The organism is Endozoicomonas elysicola, assembly GCF_000710775.1.
GTDB classification, from domain to species: Bacteria; Pseudomonadota; Gammaproteobacteria; order Pseudomonadales; family Endozoicomonadaceae; genus Endozoicomonas; species Endozoicomonas elysicola.
In genome coordinates this window covers 3,319,424-3,332,349 of record NZ_JOJP01000001.1, presented here as the reverse complement: position 1 = coordinate 3,332,349, position 12,926 = coordinate 3,319,424, and the positions used below count along the sequence as shown (strand labels likewise).

Genomic DNA, 12,926 nt, shown 5'->3' with positions numbered 1-12,926 from the left:
TAGTACCTGAAATCAGAATTCTGTCAACGTCTTGATAATTGGTAATCTTTTTCTATGCTCCGAGCTCAAGGCTTGGCGATATAGCCGATGGCTTTCAGGTATGGAAAATGTCAGGAATTGTTAAAACTATAGCCCCAGTAAATTGGTCTGATATAATGATTGGTATTACATTTATATAGAGGAATGACAAAGATGGACCGCAAACCCGTGATGACTGCTGCTTCTACCAGCCTGGGTGCAGGCGTTGAAATCAATAAGGTTCTTCGCAATACCTACATGCTTTTGGGCATGACTTTGCTGTTCAGTGCTGCCACTGCAGGCGTTGCCATGGCTCTGCAAATCAGCCAGATGACTGCACTGGTGCTCTCTCTGGTAGGTTTTGGCCTGTTGTTTGTTGTTAATAAGACTGCCGACTCTGCTAAGGGTATTGTGGCCGTATTTGCCTTCACCGGCGTGCTTGGTGCAGCATTGGGCCCAATGCTGAATCATTATCTGGGTATGGCTAATGGCCCTTCTCTGATTATGCAAGCGCTAGGTGGTACCGCTGTTGTCTTCTTTGCCTTGTCTGCCTATGTCCTGACAACGCGTAAGGACTTCTCTTTCATGGGCGGCTTCCTCATGGTCGGCCTGATTGTGGCTGTAGTTGCCAGTATTGCCCTGATGTTTTTCAACGTTCCAGCTGCAAGCATGGCTTTGTCTGCTCTGATTGTTCTGCTGATGTCAGGTTTTATCCTGTTCGACACCAGCCGCATCATCCACGGTGGTGAGACTAACTACATTCGTGCCACTGTATCGCTTTATCTGGATATTTATAATCTGTTTACTGCTCTCCTTCATCTGCTGGGTGCTACCAGTGACGACTGATTGCTAAACAGGCTTATCTCAGGCCCCGCCATTGGCGGGGCTTTTTTATGGTTTCATAAATCTGGCTGATAATGTTTTCTGTTAAGATGAATCAGTTCCAGATTGGCTTAATCAAAGGTTACCTTTATGAAGTTTGCATTGGCCGTATACGGAGCCCCGGCCAACAGTCAGGCTCCCCAGAGTGCGCTGCATTTTGCCAGGGCTGTGGTGGCCCAGGGGCATGAAATTGTCAGACTGTTCTTTTATCAGGATGGCGTGAATACTGCGACGGCGATCGCTCAGCCACCTCAGGATGAGTCCAATCTGCCCAGTGAGTGGCAGGCGTTTATCCAGGAAAATCAACTGGATGCGGTGGTGTGTATTGCTGCAGCATTAAGACGGGGTGTTGTTGATCAGGCTGAAGCCGGGCGATATAACCTGCCCGGCCATAATCTCCGGGATTGCTTTGAGCTTTCTGGTCTTGGGCAACTGCTTGATGGAGCACTGATGGCCGATCGATTCATAACGTTTGGAGCCTGAGATGAGTCATTCTGTCTGCGTTATTTCGACCCGTGCACCCTACAGTGGTCAAGCTGCCCGTGAGGCTTTGGATACGGCACTGGTGTCCGCCTCTTATGATATTGAGACCAGTCTCCTGTTGATGGGGGATGGGGTCTATCAGTTATTGGAAGGGCAGGATTCTGGTCAAATTCCCCGTAAAAATATTTCAGCCATGCTGCAGGTGCTGCCTCTTTATGGCATTGAAACCATTCATGTGGATCATGCTTCCCTGGAAGAGCGGGGCATCACTCCGGAAGCTCTGCAGGAAGGGGTGACAATGCTTGCTGAGGGCGAGTTACCCCAGTTTATCCAACAGCATTCAAGGGTGTTTAATTTCTGATGAGTACGCTGCATATCGTAAATAAGCCCAGGCAGGCGATGGAACTCTGTATTCGCGCTGTTGCCAGTGGCGATACTGTCCTGTTGATTGAAGATGCGGTTTATGAACTGATGTCATCAGCACAGAGATTGAATGTCTTACCTGGTGGCTGTTCAGTGTGTGTTATGGATATGGATGCCAAGGCTCGTGGGGTAGAGGTATCTGCACCTTTTGAAGTCATCGACTATAACCGTTTTGTCTCATTATGTGTGGATGATGATAAGATATTATCATGGTTCTGAATTATATTATCCAATCATATTCCTCGCTTCATTAAACACAATTCACCTAATTGAGCTATTAGTTAGCCAGTTGAGTGGGGCTAGTTTCATTGCCGGTGTCTTAGCAGGCTTCTGGATAGCGAAAAACCCACATTTGTGGAATATTGAAATAACGCGATAGATAAACAGAACTTTGTGTTAAGCCTATGCTCTTAATTATTGAGCCCTTTTCACCATAGGCGCACATGATATGCTGAAGAACTGTTTATTATTGTGTTTACTGATACTCTCTTTGACATTGTCTGCCTCTGAGGAAGTCCGATTGAAAGCACCGGTCGCGCCAAAAATTCCATATTCTATTGTTCAGCATGACCACACCCGTATTGATGAATACCATTGGTTGCGGGATGAGCATTGGCAGAAAATTGTGGCTGGGGATCTGGATTTTAAAAACCCTGAAGTTCCGGCATATCTGCACGCAGAAAGCGCTTATAAAGATGCTCAAATGAAGGACAGTAAAGCTGTTCAGGAGAGCCTTTATCAGGAAATCCTGTCCCGCATAAAGGAGGATTATCAGTCCTGGCCGGTGAGAAAGGGGGAGTACCTTTATTACTACCGTGAAGAGAAGGGTAAAAATTACCCCATTCTCTGCCGCCGTAACGCCGCCATGGATTTACCTGAAGTAGTTTACATGGATGTTAACAAAGAGGCCGAAGGTAAGGACCTCTATATGTTTGGTCCTTCCATAACCAATCGTGCAAACACTTTTCTGGCTTATGGCTATAACCTGACCGGTTCCATGGAGCGTACCATTCGGGTTAGAAACCTGAAGACAGGGAAGGACAGTGAATGGACCTTCCCAAACAGCACCGGCTCCATACTCTGGATTGATGATGAGCACCTGCTGGTGGTTGAGCGTGATGAGCAGGCCCGCGGTAAACATGTCTACAAAATTAACATTCATAAGGGGCCTGAAAATAAAGTTCTGGTTTTCTCCAAGTCTGATGAGTTTGACGGGATGTTTCTGTCTCTCGCTGAAACCACAGATCATGAATATGTCATGGTTTACCTTAACAGTGGCTCCAGTCAGGTTGTTTATGTTTCCCCTCGCTCTTCCATAGACTTCCGGCTTTTCGCCCATGGTACGGACGATGTGGTTTTTAATCTGGATCACTTCAGAAATGATTTTTATATTCTGACCAACTTTGATGGTGCCAATAATTTTCAACTGTTTAAAACACCGTTAAACCAGTGGGATCAAAAACAGTGGCAGCTGATGCAGGCCGAGAGCGACAGCATCAGCCTTACCGATATTCATTTCTACAGCCATTATCTGATTATCGAGCAGAAGAATAACGAGAGAGCGCTTGATGAGCTCGTGGTTCAGGATATGGACTCAGGGCAAAAAGATCGTGTATCCATGCCGGATGAGGCCTATGAACTGGATTTTTCCGGTGACTGGGATCATAACGCTACCCGGGTTCGTCTGGATTATTCCTCTCCCGTAAGGCCCAGTACCGTTCTTGAGCTTGATCTGTCAACCGTTCAAACGACAGTGGTATATACCCGCGAGACACCTAATTTTGACCCGGATAAATATGAGGTTAAGCGTGAGTACGCCAGTGCCCGCGACGGTGAACGGATACCGGTTACTATTATTCATAAAAAAGACCTTGTTCAGGATGGTTCTCACCGGGCTCTGGTGTACGGTTATGGTTCATACGGTTATGGTATGACGGCTGGTTTTTCTTCAAAGCTGTTCAGTCTGGTTGATCGTGGCTTTGTATACGCAACCGCTCATATTCGTGGTGGTGATGAAAAAGGGTATCAGTGGTATCTCAATGGCAAAATGCGCCATAAGATGAATACGTTTACTGATTTTATTGATGCTACGGAATATCTGATCGAGCAGGGTTATACCAGTAAAGGGGAGGTGGCCATCAATGGTGGCAGTGCCGGTGGACTATTAATGGGGGCTGTGACCAACCTGCGTCCAGATCTGTTTGGCTGTGTGATTGCTGATGTTCCTTTTGTGGATGTGATCAATACTATCAGTGATGCTTCTCTGCCACTGACCCCGCCAGAATGGGAAGAGTGGGGGAATCCGGTTGCCAGTGCTGATGATTTTGCCTATATCATGAAGTACTCGCCCTACGACAATATCCAGTCCATGGATTATCCGCCGATGCTGTTTAATTCCGGTATCTCGGATGAACAGGTGACTTACTGGGAGCCGGCCAAGATGGTGGCACGGTTAAGAGCCTTGAAAACCGATGATAATTTGTTGCTGCTGAACATGAATATGCATGCAGGGCATGCAGGTGCCAGCAAGCGCTATGAGTGGATCGATGAAGAGGCGTTTAATTATGCCTTTATTTTGAAGTGTTTTGGTTTGAACTAGTTTGATTGTATAAATTACAGGGCTGCTTTTTCAGCACAACAGTGACTGGTAGCCCTTCCTGATAAAAACTGAAAAGCGGGAGCTGCCTAATGGGTATGGAAATCACTGCAATCGCCTTTGTAGTACTGATTGCGGTTCTTATAACGACCGGTGTTCGGATGGTGCCACAGGGTTTTAATTATACGGTGGAGCGTTTTGGGAAATACACCAAGACTCTGAGGCCAGGTTTGCATGTGATTGTTCCCGTGATTGATACCATCGGGAAAAAAATTAACATGATGGAGCAGGTGCTGGATATTCCACCCCAGGAAATTATCAGTGCTGACAATGCCCAGGTGACGACGGATGCAGTCTGTTTTTATCTGGTTCAGGATGCGGTGAAAGCATCTTACGAAGTGAATGATTTGGACAGAGCCATGAAAAATCTGGTGATGACCAATATTCGTGCCGTTTTAGGTTCTATGGAATTGGATGAAATGCTGTCCAACCGCGATCGAATTAACAGCCAGCTGCTGGTCAAGGTTGATGAAGCCACTGATCCCTGGGGGCTTAAAGTTACTCGAATTGAGTTGCTGGATATTGCACCTCCAGCAGATCTCGTAGAGGCAATGGCCAGACAAATGAAGGCTGAGCGGGAAAAACGTGCTCAGATTCTCGAGGCAGAAGGTGCCCGTGAAGCAGCCATTAAGGTTGCAGAAGGTGAAAAACAGGCTCAGATTCTGAAGGCTGAGGGTGAGTTGGAAGCTGCCAAGCGTGAAGCTGAAGCCAGAGAGCGTCTTGCTGAAGCTGAGGCCGTGGCAACTGCGATGGTATCCAAAGCCATTGCTGAGGGTGATCATCGCGCCATTAACTATTTTGTTGCCCAGAAATATGTAGAGGCCCTGACCGATGTGGCATCTGCAGATAACAGCAAGGTTATCATGATGCCTTTGGAGGCCAGCAGCGTCATTGGTTCTATTGCCGGCATTAAGGAATTGGTGGGTGAAGTAACCAGTAATAAGGCAAGCTGATGGATATAGCTTTTACACTGCAGCCATGGCATTGGCTTATTCTTGTTTTCCTGTTCCTGGGTGCTGAAGCACTTGGGGCAGGAGGTTTTCTGCTGGGAAGTGCCATTGCCGCGGCAGTGGTTTCTCTCTGGCTTTGGCTGGTTCCGGAGATGGGCTGGCCTGTCCAACTGTTGATTTTTGGTATTGGTAGTTTGCTGTTTACGCTGGCCTACTGGAAGCTGTTCCGAAACGTTAATAATAAGAACGATAGCCCTGAGCTGAATAACCGTGCCCTGCAATTGGTTGGACGAACCATCACGCTTGAGCATGACCTACCTGCTGGTCAGAGTCGTCTTCAGATTGGCGATACGCTCTGGAAAGTGGAGTCTGACCGGAATATATCGCAGGGTTGCAAAGTTTCTGTGACTGGCCATCGGGGGATGGTGTTACTGGTCAGGGAGCAGGTTTAAAGTATAAGGGAGTAAGTCTGTCGATTTTATTGAGTCAGGCATACTCCCATACTGTAAACAGTATTTATATCTTTTTAGCCCGTCAGGCATGTTCCGGGAAAAGTATTTCCATCTGCTGCAGGCTTGAGACTCCTTTACGCTTTCTTTATGCTTATCCTCCTTCAATGGGACGATTGTGTTTCTTTTTCGGTTCCCCTGATTGATGTCGAGATTTCCAGTCTGATGAGTGCTGGATAGTCAATGTTTTTCACCTTGCAGGATGTTCGAATGCAACCCAGTAATACAACCGAGTCGACGCAATCGAAAGGTCTGGTTGTTCAGTGGCTTTTTGTTGCGCTGATGATCTACCTACTGTTGGTCGCTGTCGGAATGATAGGGTCTGGCTTTAAGTGGGCTTCTGGTGGTGCTGAAGGAGCACGTCAGTTATTTGCTTTTGCCACAAACCCCATAATGGGGCTGGTGGCGGGCGCCCTGGCAACGGCGGTTGTGCAATCATCCAGCACCGTGACTTCTGTTATTGTCGGGCTTGTTGCTGGTGGCTTACCGGTAGCTACGGCCATACCCATGATTATGGGCGCCAATATTGGTACAACAGTTACCAATACTCTGGTCAGTATGGGGCATATTGGTAAAAAGAAAGAGTTCCGTCGTGCATTTTCGGCTGCCACTGTTCATGATTTTTTTAATCTGATGGCGGTTATGATCTTTCTTCCGCTTGAAATCATGACTGGCTTTCTGGCCAAAGGCTCTGACCTTCTGGCAAACCTGCTGGTGGGCGGTGATACTGTCAGTATCAAAGGGTTTAACTTTGTTAAAATAATAACGGCTCCAACAGTGGATCTGTTTAAAGGGCTTTATGGTTCATTACCTGATCTTTGGGCCGGTGTGTGCCTGGCGCTGACAGGGCTTGCTTTTATTTTTATCTCCATTATTTATCTGGGCAAGTTGTTAAAGCACCTTATGGTTGGTAAAGCCAAGCAGATTCTTCACAAAGCGGTGGGGCGCGGGCCGGCAACGGGTATTTTCTCGGGTATGATGATGACCATTGCGGTTCAATCTTCTTCAACTTGCACCAGTTTGATTGTTCCTTTAGCAGGTAATGGCATTTTCAAACTGAAAGAAATATATCCATTTACCCTGGGTTCCAATATCGGTACCACGATTACAGCGTTGCTGGCAGCAACTGCGGTTCAAGGAGCGATGGGCTTCTTTGCTTTGCAGATAGCATTGGTGCACCTATTGTTTAATGTTTCAGCGGTGCTTTTGATTTACACTATTCCTTTCCTTCGTAATATTCCACCCAGGCTGGCTCGCCGTTTTGCCCAGGTGGCAAGCCGGAATAAATGGATGGTACTGGTCTATGTGGTGGGCGTCTTTTTTATTCTACCCGCTATCCTGATCGCTATTACTGCCTGAGGAGATCATCATGACAACACTTAAGGAATATAAGGCACACAAGAAGGAGCTGAAGGCTCAGATTAAAGAGGTCAAGGCAACGTTAAAACGTCTTGAAAAAGAGCTGGAAGCTGAGCGGCAGGATATGCAGCATGAGGAAGTTGACCACCTGGATGAATATCTAGACAAGGCTGAACCGCATTTTGTTGATGTCAAAAAGCTGGGTGTATCAGCCATTGATGATTTCAAGAAGTCTGTAACGAAGCTGATGAGTTCGATTACGGGTTCCCAAAAGAAATAATGGTCAGTTCTTCATTGAAATGATGGGTTGAATAAAGCCAGCAATTATTTGCTGGCTTTATTTTTTACCTCGTCAATCATGCCTGCAAGCCCCTGACGCTTCCCCAGTGTTACTTCAAACCAGGTTTCTTTGGCGTAGCGTGGGAATTCGTAGCGAAGATAGTAACCATCCTTGTACACCGAGAGGTCAAAACTTCTCGCCAGAACACCGGCAGCAAGAAGAATAAGGAAAACAGCAGAAAGTAATTTGTACATGAGAATGCCCCCAAAAAAAGTATCATCCATGAAATACTTCAAATTCAGTCTAGCATGATGCTGGGCTTATTGTATTCCGCTGAGGGCAGGCTAGGAGAGATGGCTTCACTTCACAATATTCATATTACATGCTTCAACACCAGAAATGACAGCATACCCAGAATAACGGTCATTAATGTATTTCTTGTGGACAGAGCCAGAATGACCACAATAATGCCGGCAACCAGGTAATGATTATCCATAGTCAGGGTGAAATAGTCATCCCGGATAAAAACAATCGGCGCGGCAATCGCTGTTAGCACTGCTGGCGCAGAATAACTCAACATCTTCTGGACATTCTCACTAAGCTTCAGCGGCAACCAAGGCTCCATCAGAAGAAAACGGCTGCCAAAAACCAGGGCCGCAACAGTTAGAAGAATAACCCAGGTATCCATTAATCCTCTCCTTTAGCGGTTGCTTTGGCATATGCAAACCCTGTCAGCATAGCCAGAGGTGCAGAAATAAGTAGTCCAGCCTGAATATGCATCGTTTCACAAATCACAGAAGTCACCAGGGCCGTGAGTACACAGACAAGCACTGAAGCATTCTTAATGGTTGGGATCACAAGGGCAATAAATGTTGCAGCAATGGCGAAATCAAGCCCTAGGGCATCCAGATTTTCAATGCTTTCTCCAGCAACGATGCCGCCCAGAGTGGCCAGGTTCCAACCAAGATAGAAGCAAAGCCCTCCACCCAGAGTATACCAGCGGTCAAAGCGCTTTAGCTGGCCAGGATTGGCAATGGCAAACAGTTCATCAGTTAACAGAAAGCCTAGTGTCAGACGCCATCTGAGGGGCAGGGGGCTGATGTTCTTGCGCATCACCATGGAATACAGGAAGTGACGGGATGTGATCAGCAATGCAGAAATAAGGATGCTACTCAATCCGACTCCGGCCTGAATCATTCCCATGATAGCCAGCTGAACGGCACCGGCAAAGATAATGCCGGATAATGCCTGACTTTGAATGGGATCAAAACCAGACTCAATGGCCAGAGAACCGGTCAGAATGCCCCATGGCAGGACGGCGACAGTCAGAGGAATGATCGCTGCAGCACCTTTGAGAAAGGCTCTGAGTTTTTCATTACTATTGGAATATTGAACAACTTCAGCCTGATTCATAACGACACTTGACCTTCACTGGTGTCAGACTCCAGATAAAAAAGGGTGAATTCCCATATAGACAGACGATAAGAAGAATAGTTTGTTATGGAGGTAAAATAGACTATTTCGGTGGATTTATACCGCGATACAGCTACTACGTTCTTATTCGTCAGACCAGAATAGTAGGATTGTACAGAAAGAATTGCCTGATATTCCAGTCAGAGTGATTTATTTCAATTCAGTCTTAGTTTAGGTTATATGAGAATGCGGGACTCCCGCCCTGAAAAAAGAAGGGTAATAAAGACCAGGCTGCGTGAGTTTAAACAGTAGTTTCAGTGGGAATGTTTTTAACAGGATACTTTAAAGCATCAATTTTTCGTTCAAGCAGATCTTTTTGAGATATGAGACTGGAAGCCTTTTTATCAAGTCCATACGCAACTGCCATGGGCATAAAGGAGAGTGGCATGAGAGGGAATGTCACCACGGCGACTTTGACTGCTCTATCTAAGTGTTTTTTATTGTTTCTTATTTTTTTGTTTACCTTTTCTAAATTGTTTTTCAGACTGTCAATTTGGAGCTGATTGTTGCCTGAAGAGCTATCTACTTGCATCTTTGCCTCCTTGCTCGATGAAATACTACGTTCCATTATAGTATTAATTAGTAAATACGGTTGTTAGGCTTTGGTTTTAAAACTCTTAATTTATTGAAAGATAAGATAAATCCTGGAGTGACAGATGTATTGGGTAGGGGGTTGTTTGCCTTATTTATAGGCGGGTGATTGTTGCTATTATTCTGCTTTTCTTTTCCATAGAAGCAATGCTGTGAAAATCATATTGCCTGAGATACCGGCCAATAGACCACCCGTTGAGATGATTGAGTCAGGTGCCAGCCACTTCCAGAGGAAAAGGGTGAGAAGCCCTGCGACACAGGGCAGGTAGAAGTTCAGTTTAGGCAGCCTGGGATAGAACAGTGCAACGAACAGGGGGGGGAGCAAAGTTGGCCCCCAGGCCTCGAATGTTCCCAGCAGTACATCCAAAATATCATTAACCTGTAGGGCAATAATGACAGCACCAGTCCCGATAACCAGGGTGGCGATACGTCCCAACATAAGTTGTTTTCGGTCTGACAAAGGGCTTGTTACCGCAGGCAGCATATCATTGGAAAAAGCAATGGCCGCAGTGTTCAGATAACTGTCACAAGAAGACATGATTGCCGCCAGTAAGCCTGATACGACAAACAGTTTAAGCCAGAATGGCAGTGCACTCAGTAAGATGTTGAAGGTGTACTGACTTTCCTGACCGGGCTCCAACAGGTTGGCAATCAGGCCAATCAGGCCACAAAGCAGAATAACGGCAAAGATAACCGCTGCGGTCAATTGCATTGCCTTACTGGCTTCCTGATGACTTCGTGCCATGGTTACCCGTTGGATGGATATTGGAATCAGGGCGTCCCCGAGCAAGAATCCAAAAAATACAATGAACAGCGTGGGTATTTGCCCGGTAAAACTGCTCTGGATATTTTGTACGCGTAATTGCTGATAGGTTGATTCGATGCCTCCAAGAAACCATATCCCCCAAACAGTCAGTGCGATTAACGATAGCAGCAGGATAACTGCCTGGATGACATCAGTGGTAACTACAGAACGAATGCCACCCAGACTACTGTAAAGAATAACACTGATGATCAGAAATGCAGCAACGGGGGTTTCCCTGCCGGGTATCAGCATGGTCACCACTCTTTGAATAGCAATCACCTGGGCAGCGACAATGCCCATACAGAATATCAGCCAGAGTGCTCCACTGATAAAGCGAATGTCTTTTCCTCCATAGACGTTGCTAAGAATTTCACCGGATGAGAGGCAGTTCCGCCATTGATAAATCCTTGGTGCTAGCCGCGCGGTTACCCACAGCTGAAGTGCAAAACCAAGGCAGCCCAGTGGGTAAAACCATTCACCCTGATAGGCTTTCTCTGCATTCCCCATAATGACACCGGCGCCAACACCGCTGGCGAGGATAGTGCAATAGATGGTTAGTGTGCCAAAGGAATCCCTGTCGAGGGCAAAGGTTGCAAAACTGCGAATGGATCTCAACTGATACAGGCTGACCAGTAGGAATAACAGGGGGGGAAGAAGGAGTATAGTGAGGGACATGATCGTTGGTTTTATAAGACTGATGATAACGTTGATAGGGAGTTAGGCTGATGGCCTTGGACATTCGCCATTCAGAGTAGAACGTCTATATAAAGATCTGCCGCATTTCAGAAAGTTTATAGACAATTGATCCTAAGCTCTGCAACTTTAGTAATGATCAGCTTAGTTATTATGCTAACCAGATATATTATCCCTTTTATTATCCCGGCAATGGTCCTCACAATGACGTGCGCCAACGAAAATCTATTGAAAATGCATAGCAAAACGTATGTTGTATCAGCAGATGATCTACCCACCCGATCCTGTCATGCAGCAACTCTGACGGAAGTTGCTCCGGGGCGGCTCATGGCAGCCTGGTTTGGAGGCAGTCAGGAAGGGCAGAGAGATGTGCGTATATGGGGGGCACATTATCAGCAGGGACAGTGGAGCGCGCCTGTACTGCTAACTGACTTCTCGTCTGGTACTGGTGACGAGGCCCACTGGAATCCTGTGCTTTTTAATACAGGAAAAGAGCTGAACCTGCATTTTAGAATGGGTGAATCACCCAGGCTGTGGCGTGGTTTTTACATGACGTCCTCTGATCAGGGAAAGAGCTGGTCATCTGTCCAATCTCATCAAGATGGCTTTCTTGGTCCTGTTCGAAATAAACCCGTTATTTTGCCTGATGAGCGCCTGATTTACCCTTCCAGCACTGAACATCAAGGGTGGAAGGTTCATTTCGAGTTACAGCAACCCCAGGGGCCTCTGCGTGTAGATGTTCATGATCCGCAAATTCTTGGGGCTATTCAGCCAGCAATCCTAACTCATCCGGATGGCAGGGTTCAGGCACTTTGCCGAACACACTCTGGTCTTATTGCAGAGACCTGGTCTTTGGATCATGGCCTTAGCTGGTCAGAGATGCAGCCAACCGGTCTGCCAAATCCGAACTCGGGTATTGATGCCATTACTCTTCACAGTGGTAAACATTTATTAGTATACAATCCGGTGGTTGCTGGACGAACGCCTCTGGCGGTGGCCCTGAGTGACGATGGTATTGACTGGCAACAGGTGATGATACTTGAAGATGGAGATGGTGAGTTTTCTTACCCAGCGGTGATTGAGGACTCTGAAGGTATTATTCATATTGTTTATACGTGGCAGAGAAAAGCCATTCGACACGTTCAGCTATATGTGATTGATGAGCAGGAACAGCTTCGGTAGATAAAGTATTGTTGACTCAAGCTCAAAAACTAGAATTTACAGGTTAAGGGAGTGTTATGACCGGTTGTCCCGATATACAGTCAAACCCGTTCTATATTGCTCATGGTGATCTTGTTTTTCAGAGTTTTGCCAGGCTTACGGGAAAACCATTGCTAACTTCAGTGCCTGATAAGGAGGTTATCAGTGTTATTGATCAAGCGCCTTTTGCATTGGTTTCCCATGGGACTGATGATGACCCAATTTTTAATTATGGAAATCAGATTGCCCTGGCATTGTTTGAAATGGAATGGGAAGACTTTACCGTCTTACCTTCCAGAAAGTCTGCAGAGCCACTGCATCTGGATGAACGCAAGAGGTTGTTAAAGGAAGTATCTGATAAAGGTTTTATAGATAACTACTCGGGGGTTCGAATTTCCTCGAAGGGGCGGCGCTTCCTGATCAGTGACGCTATTGTCTGGAACCTGATTGATCTGGATGGAAATATCCATGGTCAGGCTGCCATGTTTCATGACTGGCAGTTTTTGTAACGGTACTGCCTGACTCTTTGAAAAATACGTCTACTTTTTAGTATGTCAGTTCGGGAAGATGAGCGTTTTTTTACCCGGTCTTGATGGCTCAGCTT

General features: G+C 46.4%; 16 protein-coding genes. 11 read left to right on the top strand and 5 right to left on the bottom strand.

Going from position 1 to position 12,926, the window contains the following annotated elements:
• The first annotated feature begins 192 nt into the window (after nt 1–192).
• The 9 genes from GV64_RS14310 (at nt 193) to GV64_RS14270 (ending at nt 7,560) form a co-directional block, all read left to right on the top strand.
• Complete coding sequence (locus GV64_RS14310; protein WP_020583619.1) at nt 193–864, top strand: Bax inhibitor-1/YccA family protein; 672 nt, start codon at nt 193–195, stop codon at nt 862–864.
• A 126-nt stretch (nt 865–990) separates the two neighbouring features.
• Nucleotides 991–1,383, top strand: a complete 393-nt coding sequence (gene tusD, locus GV64_RS14305) for a sulfurtransferase complex subunit TusD (protein ID WP_020583618.1) — start codon at nt 991–993, stop codon at nt 1,381–1,383.
• Between the two features lies 1 nt (nt 1,384).
• Nucleotides 1,385–1,744, top strand: a complete 360-nt coding sequence (gene tusC, locus GV64_RS14300) for a sulfurtransferase complex subunit TusC (protein ID WP_026258410.1) — start codon at nt 1,385–1,387, stop codon at nt 1,742–1,744.
• Nucleotides 1,744–2,025: a sulfurtransferase complex subunit TusB gene (gene tusB, locus GV64_RS14295; protein WP_020583616.1), complete on the top strand. Its 282-nt coding sequence runs from the start codon at nt 1,744–1,746 to the stop codon at nt 2,023–2,025. The genes tusC and tusB overlap by 1 nt, the downstream gene beginning before the upstream one ends.
• A 301-nt stretch (nt 2,026–2,326) precedes the next feature.
• A complete protein-coding gene (locus tag GV64_RS14290; protein ID WP_020583615.1) occupies nt 2,327–4,405 on the top strand; it encodes a S9 family peptidase in 2,079 nt (692 codons plus the stop codon).
• 89 nt (nt 4,406–4,494) lie between these two features.
• Entirely contained in the window at nt 4,495–5,415 is a 921-nt protein-coding gene (locus GV64_RS14285) for an SPFH domain-containing protein (RefSeq protein ID WP_020583614.1), read from the top strand.
• Complete coding sequence (locus GV64_RS14280) at nt 5,415–5,864, top strand: NfeD family protein (RefSeq protein WP_020583613.1); 450 nt, start codon at nt 5,415–5,417, stop codon at nt 5,862–5,864. Before GV64_RS14285 ends, GV64_RS14280 begins: the two co-directional genes overlap by 1 nt.
• 267 nt (nt 5,865–6,131) lie before the next feature.
• On the top strand, nt 6,132–7,280 hold the full coding sequence (locus GV64_RS14275; RefSeq protein WP_026258408.1) for a Na/Pi symporter: 1,149 nt from the start codon (nt 6,132–6,134) through the stop codon (nt 7,278–7,280).
• 10 nt (nt 7,281–7,290) lie between these two features.
• Nucleotides 7,291–7,560, top strand: coding sequence for a hypothetical protein (locus GV64_RS14270; protein WP_020583611.1), 270 nt, complete (start codon nt 7,291–7,293; stop codon nt 7,558–7,560).
• Nucleotides 7,561–7,604: 44 nt separating this feature from the next.
• On the opposite strand, the gene GV64_RS14265 is transcribed toward GV64_RS14270, so the two are convergent.
• The 5 genes from GV64_RS14265 to GV64_RS14245 all read right to left on the bottom strand — a co-directional run bounded on the left by GV64_RS14265 (nt 7,605) and on the right by GV64_RS14245 (nt 11,104).
• A complete protein-coding gene (locus GV64_RS14265) occupies nt 7,605–7,844 on the bottom strand; it encodes a hypothetical protein (protein WP_020583610.1) in 240 nt (79 codons plus the stop codon).
• A gap of 89 nt (nt 7,845–7,933) precedes the next feature.
• The gene (locus GV64_RS14260; protein WP_020583609.1) at nt 7,934–8,248 is read right to left on the bottom strand and encodes an AzlD domain-containing protein; all 315 of its coding nucleotides are present in this window, start codon (nt 8,246–8,248) and stop codon (nt 7,934–7,936) included.
• Nucleotides 8,248–8,973, bottom strand: a complete 726-nt coding sequence (locus GV64_RS14255) for an AzlC family ABC transporter permease (protein ID WP_020583608.1) — start codon at nt 8,971–8,973, stop codon at nt 8,248–8,250. The genes GV64_RS14260 and GV64_RS14255 overlap by 1 nt, the downstream gene beginning before the upstream one ends.
• 301 nt (nt 8,974–9,274) lie before the next feature.
• Nucleotides 9,275–9,565, bottom strand: coding sequence for a hypothetical protein (locus GV64_RS14250; RefSeq protein WP_020583607.1), 291 nt, complete (start codon nt 9,563–9,565; stop codon nt 9,275–9,277).
• Between the two features lie 177 nt (nt 9,566–9,742).
• On the bottom strand, nt 9,743–11,104 hold the full coding sequence (locus GV64_RS14245; RefSeq protein ID WP_026258407.1) for a sodium:solute symporter family protein: 1,362 nt from the start codon (nt 11,102–11,104) through the stop codon (nt 9,743–9,745).
• Nucleotides 11,105–11,356: 252 nt separating this feature from the next.
• Here GV64_RS14245 and GV64_RS14240 point away from each other — a divergent pair, with 252 nt between their 5' ends.
• Together GV64_RS14240 and GV64_RS14235 are read left to right on the top strand one after the other, a co-directional pair.
• Nucleotides 11,357–12,304 (top strand): sialidase family protein, encoded by a 948-nt coding sequence (locus GV64_RS14240; RefSeq protein WP_160171796.1) that lies wholly within the window; start codon nt 11,357–11,359, stop codon nt 12,302–12,304.
• Nucleotides 12,305–12,360: 56 nt separating this feature from the next.
• The gene (locus tag GV64_RS14235; RefSeq protein ID WP_020583604.1) at nt 12,361–12,831 is read left to right on the top strand and encodes an MEKHLA domain-containing protein; all 471 of its coding nucleotides are present in this window, start codon (nt 12,361–12,363) and stop codon (nt 12,829–12,831) included.
• The last annotated feature ends 95 nt before the right edge of the window (nt 12,832–12,926 follow it).

Coding starts and splice junctions, on each gene's coding strand:
- GV64_RS14310 (WP_020583619.1), top strand. CDS start 193: ATGGACCGCAAACCCGTGATGACTGCTGCTTCTACCAGCCTGGGTGCA.
- tusD (WP_020583618.1), top strand. CDS start 991: ATGAAGTTTGCATTGGCCGTATACGGAGCCCCGGCCAACAGTCAGGCT.
- tusC (WP_026258410.1), top strand. CDS start 1,385: ATGAGTCATTCTGTCTGCGTTATTTCGACCCGTGCACCCTACAGTGGT.
- tusB (WP_020583616.1), top strand. CDS start 1,744: ATGAGTACGCTGCATATCGTAAATAAGCCCAGGCAGGCGATGGAACTC.
- GV64_RS14285 (WP_020583614.1), top strand. CDS start 4,495: ATGGGTATGGAAATCACTGCAATCGCCTTTGTAGTACTGATTGCGGTT.
- GV64_RS14280 (WP_020583613.1), top strand. CDS start 5,415: ATGGATATAGCTTTTACACTGCAGCCATGGCATTGGCTTATTCTTGTT.
- GV64_RS14275 (WP_026258408.1), top strand. CDS start 6,132: ATGCAACCCAGTAATACAACCGAGTCGACGCAATCGAAAGGTCTGGTT.
- GV64_RS14270 (WP_020583611.1), top strand. CDS start 7,291: ATGACAACACTTAAGGAATATAAGGCACACAAGAAGGAGCTGAAGGCT.
- GV64_RS14265 (WP_020583610.1), bottom strand. CDS start 7,844: ATGGATGATACTTTTTTTGGGGGCATTCTCATGTACAAATTACTTTCT.
- GV64_RS14260 (WP_020583609.1), bottom strand. CDS start 8,248: ATGGATACCTGGGTTATTCTTCTAACTGTTGCGGCCCTGGTTTTTGGC.
- GV64_RS14255 (WP_020583608.1), bottom strand. CDS start 8,973: ATGAATCAGGCTGAAGTTGTTCAATATTCCAATAGTAATGAAAAACTC.
- GV64_RS14250 (WP_020583607.1), bottom strand. CDS start 9,565: ATGCAAGTAGATAGCTCTTCAGGCAACAATCAGCTCCAAATTGACAGT.
- GV64_RS14245 (WP_026258407.1), bottom strand. CDS start 11,104: ATGTCCCTCACTATACTCCTTCTTCCCCCCCTGTTATTCCTACTGGTC.
- GV64_RS14240 (WP_160171796.1), top strand. CDS start 11,357: ATGCATAGCAAAACGTATGTTGTATCAGCAGATGATCTACCCACCCGA.
- GV64_RS14235 (WP_020583604.1), top strand. CDS start 12,361: ATGACCGGTTGTCCCGATATACAGTCAAACCCGTTCTATATTGCTCAT.